General features: G+C 67.3%; 11 protein-coding genes and 1 pseudogene. 7 read left to right on the top strand and 5 right to left on the bottom strand.

The features are described 5' to 3' along the window. Positions 1-261 precede the first annotated feature (261 nt). Together K3888_RS07210 and K3888_RS07205 are read right to left on the bottom strand one after the other, a co-directional pair. Complete coding sequence (locus K3888_RS07210; protein ID WP_230929569.1) at positions 262-3,891, bottom strand: DEAD/DEAH box helicase; 3,630 nt, start codon at positions 3,889-3,891, stop codon at positions 262-264. Continuing rightward, on the bottom strand, positions 3,876-4,865 hold the full coding sequence (locus K3888_RS07205; protein ID WP_230929568.1) for a hypothetical protein: 990 nt from the start codon (positions 4,863-4,865) through the stop codon (positions 3,876-3,878). The genes K3888_RS07210 and K3888_RS07205 overlap by 16 nt, the downstream gene beginning before the upstream one ends. Positions 4,866-5,319: 454 nt before the next feature. Between K3888_RS07205 and K3888_RS07200 the strand changes: the two genes are divergently transcribed. Continuing rightward, positions 5,320-6,045: a hypothetical protein gene (locus tag K3888_RS07200; protein WP_230929567.1), complete on the top strand. Its 726-nt coding sequence runs from the start codon at positions 5,320-5,322 to the stop codon at positions 6,043-6,045. Between the two features lie 144 nt (positions 6,046-6,189). On the opposite strand, the gene rpsT is transcribed toward K3888_RS07200, so the two are convergent. Further along, on the bottom strand, positions 6,190-6,450 hold the full coding sequence (gene rpsT / locus K3888_RS07195) for a 30S ribosomal protein S20 (RefSeq protein ID WP_230929566.1): 261 nt from the start codon (positions 6,448-6,450) through the stop codon (positions 6,190-6,192). A gap of 165 nt (positions 6,451-6,615) precedes the next feature. After that, positions 6,616-7,164, bottom strand: coding sequence for a type II toxin-antitoxin system PemK/MazF family toxin (locus tag K3888_RS07190; protein ID WP_230929565.1), 549 nt, complete (start codon positions 7,162-7,164; stop codon positions 6,616-6,618). Positions 7,165-7,350: 186 nt separating this feature from the next. Between K3888_RS07190 and lepA the strand changes: the two genes are divergently transcribed. After that, positions 7,351-9,210, top strand: coding sequence for a translation elongation factor 4 (gene lepA / locus K3888_RS07185; protein ID WP_230929564.1), 1,860 nt, complete (start codon positions 7,351-7,353; stop codon positions 9,208-9,210). Between the two features lie 27 nt (positions 9,211-9,237). Here lepA and K3888_RS07180 read toward each other — a convergent pair whose 3' ends face one another. Beyond that, entirely contained in the window at positions 9,238-9,750 is a 513-nt protein-coding gene (locus K3888_RS07180) for a CGNR zinc finger domain-containing protein (RefSeq protein WP_230929563.1), read from the bottom strand. A gap of 26 nt (positions 9,751-9,776) precedes the next feature. Between K3888_RS07180 and K3888_RS07175 the strand changes: the two genes are divergently transcribed. The 5 genes and pseudogenes from K3888_RS07175 (at position 9,777) to hemW (ending at position 16,305) form a co-directional block, all read left to right on the top strand. Beyond that, positions 9,777-10,598 carry a TSUP family transporter gene (locus K3888_RS07175; RefSeq protein WP_230929562.1) on the top strand — a complete coding sequence of 274 codons (822 nt, stop codon included), beginning with the start codon at positions 9,777-9,779 and terminating at the stop codon, positions 10,596-10,598. Positions 10,599-10,630: 32 nt separating this feature from the next. Next, complete coding sequence (locus K3888_RS07170) at positions 10,631-12,739, top strand: M3 family metallopeptidase (protein WP_230929561.1); 2,109 nt, start codon at positions 10,631-10,633, stop codon at positions 12,737-12,739. A gap of 9 nt (positions 12,740-12,748) precedes the next feature. After that, positions 12,749-12,958, top strand: coding sequence for a hypothetical protein (locus K3888_RS07165; protein ID WP_230929560.1), 210 nt, complete (start codon positions 12,749-12,751; stop codon positions 12,956-12,958). A 144-nt stretch (positions 12,959-13,102) separates the two neighbouring features. Further along, positions 13,103-14,491 (top strand): annotated as a pseudogene (locus tag K3888_RS07160) (WS/DGAT/MGAT family O-acyltransferase); the annotation flags it as partial. Positions 14,492-15,102: 611 nt separating this feature from the next. Beyond that, positions 15,103-16,305 carry a radical SAM family heme chaperone HemW gene (gene hemW / locus K3888_RS07155; RefSeq protein WP_230929605.1) on the top strand — a complete coding sequence of 401 codons (1,203 nt, stop codon included), beginning with the start codon at positions 15,103-15,105 and terminating at the stop codon, positions 16,303-16,305. Positions 16,306-16,311: the final 6 nt, after the last annotated feature.

Raw genomic sequence — 16,311 nt, 5'->3', positions numbered from 1 at the left:
GGAACCCCGGAGCGACGCCGTGGAGTCGTGGAGGGAGAAGTGGTGGACCGAGGCTCCCGAGATGACAACTACACCCCGCTGGCATCGGTGTAGAGGCACCCTCCCGGCGGGCCAACAGGTGTAAAACCGCCCAGAATGACGCGGATTCAGAACTGTCGAGATGAGGGCGTAGCTACGAATGCCCGCCGAGCTTCCGAGGCGCATCGCTCCGACATCTGAAACCAGCCTGCGGCTGCCCGAGTTCGCAGCCAGGCGCGCCCGTCAGCTGTCAGCGCGAATGGCGAGGACGCCTCCCTTGGTTCTCACGGAGAACGACAGACCCGCCTCAACCAGTGCGATGTAGTCCGCATGATGCTCAGCGGCAACAAGACCGATCCTGTAGGAGGCTTCGCCGACGGTCCACACTTCGATGGGTTCAGCTGCTCCGTCCGCCCTCAGCGAGACAGGAATCTCGGACGGCGGGTACGGGTCCATGGGCTGGTGCAGGTTGGCCGTTGCTTCAGCGGAGGAAAGCAGCTGTCGCAGCAGGCTGGTGGCGGACACATCGCGTGTGAGGTCTGCCAGGTCCTCGATTTCGCGCGGCGTTGCGTCGAACTCATCAACCCAGCCGGCGATGTGCAGCATGCGGAGCCAAGGGATCGTCTCGTCAAGCAGAAGCCCCCTGCCCGCGGCCTTGCGGCCGACGGTGTGGGCCAGGCGCCTTGAGCGGACACCGCGACTCAGGATCGCGACGGCTTGCGGGGTGTCCACGCCGTACCTGATCATCAGTGGCAGATCCTGGGGTAGCCGGACCGGTGCGTCGGTCTCGCTCAGGATGCGGTTTGCCTGTTCGACGAGGACTCCGATGGTCCAGCTGAAGAAGTGCTCGATGGCGCGGCTGATGGCGTCGACAGTCTGCTCAAGGCGCCAGGCGGCGTCGGAGACCATGGGCTGTGTCGCTGCTGCGAGCGAGGGCATGTCGAGACCTTCGAGCCATCCCTGCAAGAAAGGTGCGACTTTAATTTCCAGGGTCTCGCGCTTTGCGGGAGTCTCCTTAAAGGTCCACACCTTTCCGCTTTCGGGGAGTGCGAGCAGGGTGTCGAAGGCTGCGACTTCGTCGAGCACTTCGAGCGCCTCGCGGAGGGTGAGGACGCGTGCGAGGCCGTCGTCGGTCGGGTCGGGGTAGGTCGCCGCGACCAGGTCAGCCACGCGCGTAGCGAGCCGTTCGAGTTCGCGAGCACTACCCAGGGAGGTTCCCGCGATCGCCCAGCGGTGCCGGCTGTCGGCGGGTGTCTGCTCGTAGATTCCGGCGATCCGTTGGGCGAACGCCATCCATCGGGCGGCCAAATCCGGCGACATCTGGTCGAAGGCGAGGAGTCGCTTAACGGAGGCGATGATGTTGTTGCTGGTGGCCAGTTCCTCCAGCCTCTGGTGGGCTGACAGGACGAACCACACGAACGACGCGAAGCTTGCTGCTGCGGAATCGGCGAGCGTGAAGAGTTCGTCGGCGCTGGATGCCAGCAGCGCTTCGGCTCCCTCCAGGGCCTCCAACGCCTCGTCCGAGGTGAGAGTCGACTCGATGAGCAGGTCGTCGACGGTAGGGCGGAGCTTGTCAAAATCCGAAGTCTTCGATTCCTGTTGCAGTGCGAGGATGATCCAGCCTTCGGTCTCGCGACCTGCCCTGCCCGCCCGGCCCACCGCGTTCAGCAGCCGAGCGGCGTCGTAGTGCTGCGACCTGTCCTGGGTCGGATAGGAGGTCTCGGCAATAAGGACCGTCCGGACCGGCAGGTTCACGCCGTCGGTCAACGTCGACGTGGCCACGAGTGCGAGCAGATTCTCCGAGCGGATGGCCTGCTCAAGCGCGTCCAGAACGTCGACGGGAAGGCCCGCGTGGTGGTAGCCGACCCCGTACCTGACGCACTCGATGAGGGGGTGTTCGACTCCGAGGCGTTCGACAAGGAAGTCGATCAGCTTCCCGGCCCGGTCGCTGATCGGAAGCCCAGCCGCCATCACTGTCGCGGCGTTTCGTGCGTAGTCACGCCTGGTGACGATCATCAGAAGGCTTCCTGCGGGCAGGAAGGCACGGGCTGTCTTGGCGCAAATCATGTAGAAAGCAGTCGACTTGCCGACCCGGGCCTTGCCGCCGCCGGCCGGGTACTCGAGTCGCTTGACGCCGAGCGGGCGCTCGCGATGGGTCCACAGGACTTTGGTCGCAGCTTCAGCTGGCTTGATTCGGAGTTTGCCGACCACGTCGAACTCTTTGCGGACGGGGTAGGCGACCGACCTTGTTTTCAGGTCGCGTTCGCTGTCCCACACGATCTCGCTGTTGAGGACGCTGTGAAGCCTGCGGGGGCCGCGCCAGTCGGACGAGAACAGAGTGTTGGGGCTGCTGTCGTCGAGCCAGGAGGCGACTTGCTGCGCGTTTCCCATCACCGCGGAGAGCAGGATCAGGCGAGCATCGGACGTGCCCAAGACGCTGAGAATTGATTCGAGCAGGAACCCGCGGTGCGGTTCAGCAACGAGGTGCGCTTCGTCGATGACGAACATCGTGAAGCGCCCGAGGGCGCCATCCGGGTCGCGGCGCAGAAGGTGTGAGAGCCGCTCAGGGGTCATGATTTCAACCGAGGCTGCGCTGGTCGTCTCGCTGAAGAATGCGAGCAGGTCGTTCAGGTTCATCGACCCGAAGTCGGGGAGGTCATCACCGAGGCTCTTGTGCAGGATCCGGAGTCGGCTGGACAGCGCTTGGCGCATCTCACGTCCGAGGCTTCTCAGCGGCGACACGTAGCAGACGTCGCCGGATGCCGTGGCCAGGTGGTGACACATGATGATTTGGGCAAGCAGCGTCTTGCCGGCGCTCGTGGGCACGGACAGTAGCAGCCTCTTGGTCGCCGGGTCGAGAGGGTTGAGTTCGGTGCGGCGCAATAGTTCCCGTTGTGGAGGCCAGAGGGTGAGAACCGGGGGTGTGCCGATCGTAAAGGCCTGCGCGAGTTCGGGCGGGCTGTCGGGCGGCAGCACGCTCCAGATGCTGGAGTCCTCCAACCCGTCGGCGATGGTCAGGAGGTGGGCCGCTACCCAGCGTGAGTCTGTGTCTCCTTGTCCTGCTGAGAGGTCGACAACCGACTGCAGGGCGGCCCGTGCAGTCTCCAGCCTCGTGCCTTGCCCGTAGCGGAGGTAGTCGACGAGGTTTTCGATGGCTAGGACAACCTGCTCAGCGGGCCCGAACATGGTCGGGACCAGGGAGTCTGTACCTAAGATGTCGCGCACATCCTCGACGTTTGCCCGCCAGGTTGTCAGCAGTTCGGATACACGACCGATGTCCAGGCCCAAGAACGCGATACCTGCCCGCAGCGCCATAAGGGAGAAGGCACTGCCGCGGGGTAGGCCGATGCCTGAGATGATGGCCTCGGTATCCGGCTCGGTGTCTTCGCCCAACCGATTCGCTTCGTCGTCCGAGTTTTCCTCCGTTGGGACGCTCTGTGCTTCCCCGGCGTTCGGACCTTGTGGCGGACTGTCGTCTAGGTCGGCGTCTACTCGCCGCCAGATGGCGGTGGCGTTCGGGTCCAGATCTGCGCGGCGGTATCCGACCTGTGCAGCGAACGCGAAGTTCAACCGGTCCATCAGGCTGAGGTTCGACGTGTTCAGTGCCAGATCGAAGATGTGGGCGGAGACGGCGAAGGCACGCTGCTGCCTGGCGGCCGTGTAAAGCTCTGCCGCCAGGGAGGCTGAGGCGACGCCGTGCAGGTACCAGGCCGTTTCGAGCAGCTGTTCGTCGACGTCGTCCGCCCTGGCGAAGGCGCCTACCTCAACTGCTGCGATGAGGTCGATGAGCTGTTCGACCGTAGGCAGCAGGATCCCTTCGGCGTGCTCCCCGAGCGCCTCGGCGACGAACTCTGGTCTTAGAGCGCGGTCCACAGGTACTCCCGAACGGTGACGGCGAGCTGCCAGAGGTCTTCGACGGTGAACAGCAGGCCTTCGAGTTGGCCTGGATTGTCGAACTGAGGGAAATGGGTGCCCATCGTGGTGAACGGCGCAGCTTCCGGCGGGACCCGATCCGTTGCCACGCTGACTCCAACGCCGGCCCGCGAACTCTCTTCCACCCACAGCTCGGCGAGTTCGCTGCCCAACTGTCCCACCAGACCAGGCTGGTCGGCGTAGCTCTTGGTGAGCTTCGCTAGATACTTGCCGCCCTTCTTACGAAGCTGGCGGTAGGCCTTCCCTGTGGTTCCGGACATCGGGGCTGTTCCGGTGAGTTTCTTCATCTCCCAGAGGCAGAAGGATGTGTCTCCCCCGGTCAGGGACTCGTACAGCGCCAGACCGTCTGCTCCCTGCTCAGTCACGCCGAACTTCGGTGACTCCAGGTTCAAAATCGCACGGTGGTCCTCGGCGAACTCGGACAGGTGGAGGTACCAGAGCCATTCGCCCACGTGTCCGAGTAGATGGTCCGCAGGGGGCTTGATGCCGCCGGGCAGACCGAAGACGTCGTCGATGAACAGTTCGACCAGCCTGGCGTCTTTCCCCGACAGCTTCGTCTCGGTGGTGATGGCCGTGTGCCAAATGTCGAGGGCGTTACCGCCTCCGGTGCGGCTCCGCATGACCGCTTGCGCCACGATCCAGGCGATCGCGGCACGTTCGTCATCAGGTAAGGCCAGAACCTTCGCGTGATGCCAGCGACAAACCCCGCCAATGCCAGCGTCGTCAAGCGCGGCGTCCGCGAAGGCGTGAAGTCTGTCGCCCTGAGCGCCCGCAGTCGCCAGGGCGAGGATTGCCGGGATCGGAATCGGTACTGGCTCGGGAACGACTGCCTTTGCCTTGGCTGCGGAGGCAGCCGCGACCTTGTTGGCAGCCTTCTTCGCTGACTTTTTGGCCGGCGTCGATGTCCCGCTCACCGCGTGTTTCCTCCTTCGCGTCCGGCGGACGCCGCGTCAGACGCCACAACGGTCCGAGCCTATCGGCGGACGGCACTGCGATGCCTCCCAGCCGTGGTGATGGCGAGCGGGGCGCAGCGGAATGCCTGCGTCAATCTGCCGCGAAGGTTCTGCTTCGTATCCGGCATGACTCCAGGATATCGGTCGCCGACGGACAGGTCCGCTGAGGTTTCGGCGAAGTGTGCGCGCTAGGATGCTTGCATCCACATGGGGTGTACTTTCCATTGGGCGCTGAAGGGCCGGTCTTCTCGTCCCGGCATCGGGGATCCCGCATCACCACTCTTGAGCCGGGTGCCGAACCCGGCCGTATGGCCGGTGGACATATGGCCCCGCGCGGTTCTCACTGTGGTGCTGTGGCGGATACCTGATCCTTCCTCGGATTCTGCCCGGGGCGGCCGCCCCCCGAGCGGTGGCGATGAGTGAGAGCTGGTGGTTCTGGGTCCTGACCGCGGGCTTCTTCCTCGTGGTCGCCGCCTTCGCGGGCACGTTCGGGATGTACTCCAGATTGCTCGGCCACTACGGACAGACCCTCGCGCCGTCGCTCGCCACGGGAATGGCGACTGCCTCGGGGGCCGGAATCGCCGCGGAGATCCATCGGCGGATGGTCATCGCGCATCTCGGTCCGATCCCGGTGGGTGACAGGCACGCGGAGAAGGTTGATGTGACGATCCTGGCGATCGCGGTGTCGGCCGCTGCCGCGTTCGTACTGTTCTGCGAGCTCGTTCTGCCCTTCGCCGCGGCCGAGGCGACATCGGAGCAGCGCCGCATCGCGCGGATCCGCGCCACCGGAACCCGCTATGCCGGCACGCTCGACACGGTGGAGTACCGTCATGAACGAGTTGCCGGGATGTGCCAATTCGACGTGACGGTGCGATTCGGCGTATATGACGACCTGCGGCATGTCACGGTGAGGATGACCACGTGGCCCACACGGGTGCCGTTGCCGGGGACGGCGGTGGTCGTCATCGTCGCTTCGCCGGAGTCCCCCGGCGCCGGACCGAATCCGGTGCGCCGGCGATGGCTCCGACGCGCGGCGGCCGTGAACCAGTCGATCCTCGTCGAGCCGGACACCGCACACGACATCGAGTTCGATCCGAACGTCAATCTGTATACAGAGTCCAGCGGTGGGGGAGGCGCGTAGCGTCCCAGCAGCGACAGGCTCTTCACACACGACGAGGGCCCACCGCGCATCAGTGACGATGCTGGTGGGCCCTCGGAGCCGCATCGCGTCAGCGCTGGCCGACGCGGGGCTGGGGACCTCTCATCCGGAGAGGACCGGGGTGCCTCAGAGCTGGTCGACAGCCTTGGCAAGCGCCGACTTCTTGTTGGCGGCCTGGTTCTGGTGGATGACACCCTTGCTGGCCGCCTTGTCGAGCTGACGCGAGGTCGCGACGAGCAGGGCGCCGGCCTTCTCCTTGTCGCCAGCCTCGGTGGCGGCGCGGAGGCTGCGGATGGCGGTACGCAGAGCCGACTTGGTCGACTGGTTGCGGAGGCGGCTGCGCTCGTTGGTGCGGTTCCGCTTGATCTGGGACTTGATGTTGGCCACTCGTCACACCTTTTTGTCGTGTGTCGACGGCTCCACGAGGGGATCCCGCCGATCGGATGTCTTGTCGTCTTTGTCCGTGTGGACGCGCTGAACGCCGTCCGGTGGACACCGACGGCCCACTTTACCAGCGGGCGCGTCACCGGCCAAAACGCGACCGGGGCGGCGTCAGCGCCAGCCGTAGTCGCTACGGAGCCGGTCCGCCACGCGGTCGAACGCGTCCCTGGGGCAGATCGCGCCCTCGCGCCGGATGCCCTGTTCGGGCACATCGAGCACGCGGTCGAGACGCACCCAGCTGGGGCGTCCCTCCGAGTCCCAGGGTCCGCTACCGAGTCCGAGCCAACCGTTGTCGTCGTCACGCTTGGACCGGGACGACAGCTGGAGGCCGAGCAGACGATCCCCGTCCCGACCCACCACCAGGACCGGACGGTCCTTGCCGCGACCGTCGTTCTCCTCGAACGCCACCCACGTCCACACGATCTCGCCGGGATCGGCGTGACCGTCCAGGTCGGGGGCGTAGGCCAGGGTGCGGGCGCGGCTGGAGGTGGGCGCGGTGGTGGTGGTCGCGGGCCGCCCCGCCTCGGCGTTCCGCGACCCCAACGCGGGGGATCCCCCGCGTTCGTCGAGCTGCTTCCGGACCGCCTGGGCGACCGTCGGCCCGTACTTACGTCCCATGTGGACTGCCTTGCGACCCACGCGGGCCCAGTCGATAGCCATGCGGACAAGGGTAACGGCCGACGCCCGGGCCATGACGGCCTCGACCGGTCGCTTCCTGTACGACAACACCGTCGATGCGGTGCCCACGGGCCGATACGTGATGAGTGTTCCTGGCCCGGTCGTGTGACAATGGGGTGATCGTCCGGACGTACCGCAATCCAGCCGCACCCGGGCCCGCCTCCAGGAGTGATCGAGATTCCCAACTTCGCAGAGACGACGTTCACCGATCCGGCCAGGATCAGGAACTTCTGCATCATCGCGCACATCGACCACGGCAAGTCGACCCTGGCCGACCGCATGCTGCAGCTGACCGGTGTGGTCGAGGAGCGCCTCATGCGCGCCCAGTACCTCGACCGGATGGACATCGAGCGCGAACGCGGCATCACCATCAAGGCGCAGAACGTCCGCCTTCCGTGGGTGCCACGTTCCGGCGCGCACGAGGGCGAGGAGATCGTCCTGCACATGATCGACACCCCCGGCCACGTGGACTTCACCTACGAGGTCTCCCGCGCGCTGGAGGCGTGCGAGGGTGCGATCCTGCTGGTGGACGCCGCCCAGGGGATCGAGGCGCAGACCCTGGCCAACCTCTACCTGGCCATGGAGAACGATCTCGAGATCATCCCCGTGCTCAACAAGATCGATCTGCCGGCCGCCGATCCGGAGCGGTTCGCCGAGGAGATCTCCCACATCATCGGTTGCGAGCCCGGCGATGTCCTGCGCGTGTCGGGCAAGACCGGCGAGGGTGTCGAGGCGCTCCTGGACAAGCTCTGCGAGACCATCCCGGCCCCGGTGGGGGATCCCGACGCCCCGGCCCGCGCGATGATCTTCGACTCCGTCTACGACACCTACCGCGGCGTCGTGACCTACGTACGTGTGGTCGACGGCTCGCTCACCCCGCGCGAGAAGCTGACCATGATGTCGACGGGCACCAATCACGAGTTGCTGGAGATCGGCGTCATCTCGCCGGAGCCCAAGGCGACCAAGGGGCTGGGGCCGGGCGAGGTGGGTTACCTCATCACCGGCGTGAAGGACGTCCGCCAGTCCAAGGTCGGCGACACGGTGACCAGTGCCCGCGGTGGCGCGACCGAGCCGCTGCCCGGTTACGCCGAGCCCAACCCGATGGTGTTCTCGGGCCTGTACCCGATCGACGGCTCCGACTACCCGGTTCTGCGGGACGCGCTGGACAAACTTCGGCTCAACGACGCGTCTCTGGACTACGAGCCGGAGACGTCGGTGGCCCTGGGCTTCGGCTTCCGCTGTGGCTTCCTCGGCCTGCTGCACATGGAGATCACCCGCGACCGGCTCGAGCGCGAGTTCAACCTCGACCTCATCTCGACCGCACCGAACGTGGTGTACCGGGTGATAGCCGAGGACGGCTCGGAGCACCAGGTGACCAACCCGTCGTACTGGCCCGAGGGTAAGCACCGCGAGATCTATGAGCCGATCGTCAAGTGCACGATCATCGTGCCGAGCGAGTTCGTGGGCACGACCATGGAGTTGTGCCAGTCCAAGCGCGGCGAGATGAAGGGCATGGACTACCTGTCCGAGACGCGTGTCGAGCTGCGGTACATCCTGCCGATGGGCGAGATCATCTTCGACTTCTTCGACTCGCTCAAGTCCCGCACCAAGGGTTACGCGTCGATGGACTACGAGGAGGCCGGCGAGCAGTTGGCGGATCTGGTCAAGGTCGACATCCTGCTGCAGGGCGAGGCCGTGGACGCGTTCAGCGCGATCGTGCATCGTGACTACGCGCAGGGCTACGGAAACAAGATGACCGTCAAGCTCAAGGAGCTCATCCCGCGCCAGCAGTACGAGGTGCCGGTGCAGGCCGCGATCGGCTCCAAGATCATCGCCCGCGAGAACATCCGCGCGATCCGCAAGGACGTGCTCTCCAAGTGCTACGGCGGCGACATCAGCCGTAAGCGCAAGCTGCTCGAGAAGCAGAAGGAGGGTAAGAAGCGCATGAAGTCCATCGGCCGCGTGGACGTGCCGCAGGAGGCCTTCGTGGCAGCCCTGTCCGCGGATTCGAGCTCCGACAAGAAGTAGCCGAACCCCTCGTCGTCGCCGCGCCGGTCATCCCCGGGCGCGGTGGCGGCGTACTGCCGATCGGTTGTTGCACCGCGGCGAGCAGTAGGTTTTGCGTCCGTTGCGGGTGGTGTCGGCGAAGACGTCCTCGCAGTCGTCCGCAGCGCACCGGGACAGCCGGTCGATGCCGCGCTCGGTGAGGTGCAGCGCCGTGCCGACGGAGAACATGGCGGTGAGCAGGCGGGCGAAGCTGGCGTCGTCGGCGCGGTAGTGGACGTGCCAGTGTCCGTCGTGGTCGGTCAGGCGGGGCGGCCCGGCGTGCTCGGCGAGGAGGGTGTTGAGCGCCTCGGCGCGGGCACGGGGATCGGTGGTGTCGACGACGACGAGCCATCCGTCCAGGAACTCGTCGACCTCCGCGAGTTCTTCCTCCCGGGCTTCACGGTCGATGGTCACGCCGGCTTCCCGGCAGCGGTCCACGAGTTCGCGGGCGCTTCGGGGGCGGCGGTTGGCCAGGTCGGCGGCCAGGGTGACCGGGTCGCCGCCGTAAGGGTTGATATACACAAACCGATTACAGCACAGTTGTCGGTATGCCCCTGACCTTCGCGCAGTTCGCCGCCTCTCCGGCGCTCGGCATCCCGGTCTGGGTGCTGCTCGCGCTCGTGCTGGCGGCCTTCGTTGCCGGGTGGGTCGACTCGGTGGTCGGCGGGGGCGGGCTGATCCAGCTGCCCGCGCTGGTCATCGCGCTGCCCGCCGACGTCTCGACGCCCGAGGTGTTGGGGACCAACAAACTGTCCTCGGTGGCGGGTACGCTCGTCGCCACCCTGACCTACCTGCGCAAGATCCGAGTACCGGTGGCCATGGTCGCTCCACTTGTTGCCGCGGCATTCGCGGGCTCGGCCGCAGGAACCTCGGTCGCACGCTTCATCCCCAAGGAGCTGCTCACGCCGATCGTGCTGGTCGCGGTGATCGTGGTGGGTACCTACACGTGGCTCAAGCCTAACCTGGGCCGCACCCATGCCGAGCGCTACAGCGGCTGGGCCAGGGCCTGGCGCTCGGCGGTGATCGGGCTGGTGATCGGGTTCTACGACGGCGTGTTGGGGCCGGGCACGGGTTCGTTCTTCGTGATCGCGATCGTGGCGTTCCTGGGCTTCGGCTTCCTGCAGGGAACCGTCGCGGCCAAGCTCGCCAACCTGACCACCAACATCGCCTCCATCCTGGTGTTCGGGCTGCACGGAGAACTGCTGTGGGTGATCGGCGGTTGCATGGCGGTGGCGAATCTCGCCGGCGGCTTCCTCGGGGCGCGGATGGCCATGCGCCATGGCAACGAGTTCATCCGAAGGGTGTTCCTGCTGGTCATCGTGATCCTCGGGGCCAGGCTCGCCTGGGACACCGTGTCCACGTGGGTGTGAGCCCGTGTCGCGCCGTCCGTAGACTCGCGGTCATGACCACCCCGAGCCCCGATGCCCCGCTCCACCCGCTGCTCGACGAGTCGTCACTGCCGTACGGGCTGCCGGACTTCGCCGCCGTCCGGGACGAGGACCTGGAGCCGTCGATCCGGGCCGCGATCGACGACCACGCGGCCGAGGTCGCCGCCATCTGCTCGAGCCCGGAGGCGCCGACCGTCGAGAACACGGTGATCGCGCTGGAACGCTCGGGACAGGCGCTGCACCGCGTGCTGTCGGTGTTCTACGGGCTGCTCGGGACCGACGCGACTCCCGCCCGGCTCGACGTGGACCGCGTGGTGTCCCCGCTGCTGGCCGCGCATCACTCGGCGGTCATGACGGACCCGGTCCTCTACGCCCGTGTCGATGCGGTCGTCGCGGCGCTCGAGTCGGGAGAGCTGGAGGTCGACGACGAGACGGCCCGCCTCATCCGGCGCCACCACCGGGACCTGCTCCGTGCCGGGGCGGCCCTCGAGGACGGGGCCCGCGCCCGCCTGACCGCGATCGACACGCGGTTGGCCGAACTGACGACGGAGTTCGGCGAGAACCTCCTGGCCTCCACCACGGAACTGGCAGTACCGGTCGCCGACGAGTCCGAGCTCGCGGGGCTTCCGGAATCCATGCGTGCGTCGCTGGCCGCCTCCGCAGAGCAGGCCGGTCACGAGGGCTGGCTGATCCCGCTGGGCCTGCCCACGGTGCAGCCGATCAGCGCGTGGCTCGACGACGCCGGACTGCGCGGACGCGTCATGGAGGCATCGCTGAAGCGGGGCTCGACCGTGGGACACGACAACACCCCGATCGTCCTCGAGATCGTCCGGCTGCGAGCCGAGCGGGCCGAGCTGCTGGGCCTGCGCTGCCACGCCGACCATGTGCTCGCGGTGGAGACCGCCGAGACACCCGAGGCCGCCCGCGGGCTGCTGATGGACGTGGTGGACGCCGCGGTGACCAACGCCCGCAACGAGGCCAAGGACCTGCTCGGCGGCGAGGACCGTTCTCTCGACCCGGCGGACTGGGCCTGGGAGTCGGAGCGTCTTCGTTCCGAGCGCTACAGCGTCGACGACGCGACGGTGCGCCCCTACTTCGAGCTGGAGACCGTGCTGCGGGACGCGGTGATGTTCTCCGCCGAGCAGCTGTACGGCCTGCGTTTCGCCGAGCGGCCCGACCTGGCCGGCTACCTGCCCGACGTCCGGGTGGTCGAGGTGTTCGACGACGAGCGGTCCGAGCGGGACGCCGGCATCGGCCTGCTGCTGCTGGACTACTACGCGCGACCCACCAAGCGTGGCGGAGCCTGGATGACCTCGTTCCGGGACCAGTCGAGGCTCCTCGACTCCCGCCCGGTGATCGTCAACGTCATGAACCTGTCCCGTCCGGCGGAAGGGGAGCCGACGCTGCTGACGATGGACGAGGTCACCACGATGTTCCACGAGTTCGGGCACGCCCTGCACGGACTGCTCTCCGACGTGGAGTACCCCGTGTTCTCGGGCACGTCCGTGCCCCGCGACTTCGTGGAGTTCCCCTCCCAGGTCAACGAGATGTGGGCCCGTCGTCCCGAGATGCTCGCCCACTACGCCCGGCACCGGGAGACCGGCGAGCCCATCGCGGCGGAGCTGGTCGAACGGATGCGGGAGGCGGAGCGCTTCGGTGAGGGGCAGGCGACCGTGGAGTACCTCGCGGCCGCGCTGCTCGACCTGGCGTGGCATTCGTTGACCCTCGAGCAGGCGCGCGAGGTCACCGACGTCGATGCGTTCGAGTCGGAGGTCCTGGCAGATGCGGGCCTCGACGTGCCGGGGATCGAACCGCGCTACCGGTCCCGCTATTTCCAACACGTGTTCGCCGGCGGCTACTCGGCGGCCTACTACTCGTACTTCTGGGCCGAGGTCCTCGACGCGGATGCCGCCGAGTGGTTCGTCGAGAGCGGGGGACTGCAGCGTTCCTCCGGTGACGCGATGCGCCGCGAGGTGCTCTCGCGTGGCGGTGCCATCGACTTCCTGGACGCCTATCGGAGCCTACGCGGGAGCGACCCGGATCCGGCGGCCCTGCTGCGTCGTCGCGGACTGGACTCCTCCGTGGTCGGTGGCCGTGAGGCCGCCGCCGCAGGGCGGTCGTAGGATCGGCACGTGTCAGCGTTTCTGCAGTTCTGGGACAGGGTCGAGCTCTGGCTCGTCACCCTGCCCTTTCCGCTGCAGGTGGTGATCATGCTCGCCATGGGGATCCCGCTGTTCCTGGCCACCGCGGTGCTGGTCGAGAAGGTCGCAGACGTCCTCGTGCACCGGTTCCGGGTGCTCGTCACGTCCCGGCCCGCCGAGACCGGGAAGGAGGTTCGCTGATGCCCCGGTCACGTGTCACCCTCGCTCTGATCCTGCTGATCGTTTTCGTCGTCATCGCCTGGTTCCTCATCGAGGTTCTCTGACCCTGCGCGGCGGTCGGTCGGACCACCGCCGTGGAGTCGATTCCGGAAGTACACTCCCGTCATGCAGCGTTTGAGTGGACTTGACGCCAGTTTCTTGTATTTCGAGACCCGGTCTCAGCTTCTCCACGTGTGTGGGTTGATCGTTCTGGACGTCTCGGAGGTTCCTGGCGGATACACCTTCGACAAGCTGCGTACCGAACTCGCGCGCCGGATCACCGGCATGCCTGCGTTCCGGCGCAAGCTGCATGATTCGATGCTCAACGTCGACCACCCGGTGTGGGTCGAGGACGAGAGCTTCGACATCGATCATCATCTCCAGCGGGTCGGATTGCCCGAGCCGGGGGACGATCATGAGCTCGCCGAACTGTGCGCGCACCTGGCCAGCCAGCCGATCGATCGCTCGATGCCGCTGTGGCAGATGTACGTCATCGAAGGTCTGTCCGACGGCCGGGTCGCGGTGTTCGCCAAGATGCACCATTCGACGGTCGACGGCGTCACGGGCGCCAATATGATGTCGCAGCTGTGCACGCTCACCCCTGAGGACCCGGCGCTGGACGCCGACCTGGTCAAGGAGACCGCCGGGGGCTCGGGGGCGCTTGAGCTCGCGGTGGGGGGTGCCCTCTCGCGTCTGGCCACCCCGTGGCGACTCGCCTCCCTGCTGCCCGGGACGCTCGGCGTGCTTCCGTCCTGGATCAGCCGCGCCCGCAAGGGGCTGGCGATGCCGGCTCCGTTCACGGCCCCGCGGACCCCGTTCAACCGGACGATCACCGGCCACCGCACCATGTCGTTCACGAGCGTGGACCTGGACGACATCAAGCGGGTCAAGAACGCGTTCGGAACCACCGTCAACGACGTGGTGCTCGCCATCACGTCCACGGCCCTGCGCAAGTACCTCGACGGGCAGAACGCGCTGCCGGCGAAGCCGCTCATCGCGATGGTCCCGATGTCCGTCCACGCTGCGGAGTCCCGCCCCGGCACCAACCGCGTGTCCGGGATGTTCATGTCGCTGTCCACCGACATCGACGACCCGGTCGAGCGCCTCGAGGCCATCCGCGACGCCAATATCGTGGCCAAGGACCACACCAACGCACTTGATGCCAATCTGCTGACCGACTGGGCGCAGTTCGCCGCCCCCTCGGTGTTCGGGTCGGCCGTGCGGATGTATTCGCGGCTGCGGCTGTCCGAGCGTCACCCGGTGGTGCACAACCTGGTCATCTCCAACGTGCCGGGGCCCAACATCCCGCTCTACTTCCTGGGTGCCCGCATCGAGCAGATGCTGCCGCTGGGTCCCGTCTTCCACGGTGCGGGACTGAACTGCACGGTGATGTCGATGGACGGCAGACTGCACTTCGGGTTCATCGCCTGCAAGCGCTCCGTACCCGATCCGTGGCCACTCGCCGACGCCGTCACGGAGGCATTGGCGGAGTTCGTCGAGGCCGCCGCCGAGCGTCAGCGCAGCGGCGCTCCCGCCGTGGAGAAGAAGACGGCTACAGAGTTGGCGGCAGACCGTCGTGCGCAGCGAAAGGCGGCTCGCCAGTCGGCGAAGGACTCGACGAGGGCGGAGACCGCGCAGAACAATCCCGCCAAGAAGGCACCCGCCAAGAAGGCCCCGGCAAAGAAGGCCCCGGCAAAGAAGGCCGCCGCCACGAAGACCCCGGCGAAGAAGGCCGCCGCCACGAAGACCCCGGCAAAGAAGGCCGCCGCCACGAAGACCCCGGCAAAGAAGGCCGCCGCCACGAAAAAGCCCAAGAAGGTGTCCGAGTCCAAGCCGGTGGCGCAGAAGTCCGCGCCCGCGGCCACACCTGCCGCGCAGAAGACCACCGCCGAGGCCAAATCCGTTGCCGGGAAACCCGGCCAGTCCGCACCCGCGGCCGCGGAGCCCGCATCGAAGTCGGTTACTCCCACCACTCCCGCCGCGCAGAAGCCGACCGGTTCCAAGCCGACCGGCGCGGCACCGGCCGCGACCTCGTCGTCTGTGGCGCCCTCCGCGGCGTCGGCTCGACCCGAGGCTCGAGGTGAGACCGGTTCGACCCCCGACGCCGGTCAGGCGTGACCGCCGGCGTGGACCCGGCGGGACTCGCGCTCGCCCCGCCTGAACGCGATCCCGCCTCGCCGTTCGGGATCTACCTTCACGTCCCGTTCTGCTCGACGCGGTGTGGCTACTGCGATTTCAACACCTACACCGCGGGCGAACTGGGCTCCGCCACTTCGCCCGTCGACTGGGAGAGGGCCGCGGCCATCGAGATCGAACGGGCAGCCGAGGTGCTCGCCCGCTCGGGCACCGCGCCGAAGGTGGACACGGTATTCGTGGGCGGCGGCACCCCCTCCCTCGTCGGGGCCGATGTCCTGGTGGGTCTGCTCGACCGCATCGATTCCGCGTTCGGTCTGGCGCCCGGCGCCGAGGTCACCACGGAGAGCAACCCCGAGTCCACCTCGCCGGAGTTCTTCACCACGCTGCGGGAGGGTGGATTCACCCGCATCTCGCTGGGCATGCAATCGACCTCCGCGCGCGTGCTGCAGATCCTCGACCGCGCGCACACCCCGGGGCGCCCACAGGAGGCCGTCGCCGAGGCCGTCCGGGCGGGTTTCGAGCACGTCAACCTCGACGTCATATACGGGACGCCCGGAGAACGCGAGGACGATCTGGCACGCACTCTCGATGCGGTGGTCGATGCCGGCGTGGACCACGTCTCCGCCTACTCGCTCATCGTCGAGGACGGCACGGCCCTCGCGCGACGAATCCGTCGCGGCGAGCTGCCGAATACGGTCGACGACGTCCTGGCCGACCGGTACGAGCAGGTGAGCGAGCGACTGTCGCGCGCCGGCTTCCACTGGTACGAGGTCTCAAACTTCGCGACGGGCGAATCCGGATACTGCCGCCACAACCTGGGCTACTGGCGTAGTGGCGACTGGTGGGGCGTCGGGCCGGGAGCCCACTCCCACGTGGCCGGCGCGCGCTGGTGGAACCTCAAGCACCCCGCCCGGTACGCGGCCGCCTGCGATGCCGGCGATCTCCCCGTCGACGGCGGCGAGAGGCTCACCGACGAGGACCGTCACCTCGAACTGATCATGACCGCGCTCCGACTGGCCGAGGGGCTCGGGGACGAGGCGTTCACGGCCGAGGAGCGGGCACGCGCGGGCGAGCAGGTCGCGGCCGGCCTGCTGCGGCGGCGCGGCACCGATCACCCGGGCGGGCCCGGCTTCGCGCTCACCGAGGCGGGCAGACTGTTGGCTGACGGAGTCGTCCGCGACATCCTCCTCTGAGGAGAA

It is taken from the genome of Dietzia aurantiaca, from assembly GCF_021033825.1.
Taxonomy (GTDB): domain Bacteria; phylum Actinomycetota; class Actinomycetes; order Mycobacteriales; family Mycobacteriaceae; genus Dietzia; species Dietzia aurantiaca.
Note: the sequence above shows the minus strand (reverse complement) of the source record. Positions and strands in the feature narration are given on the sequence as shown.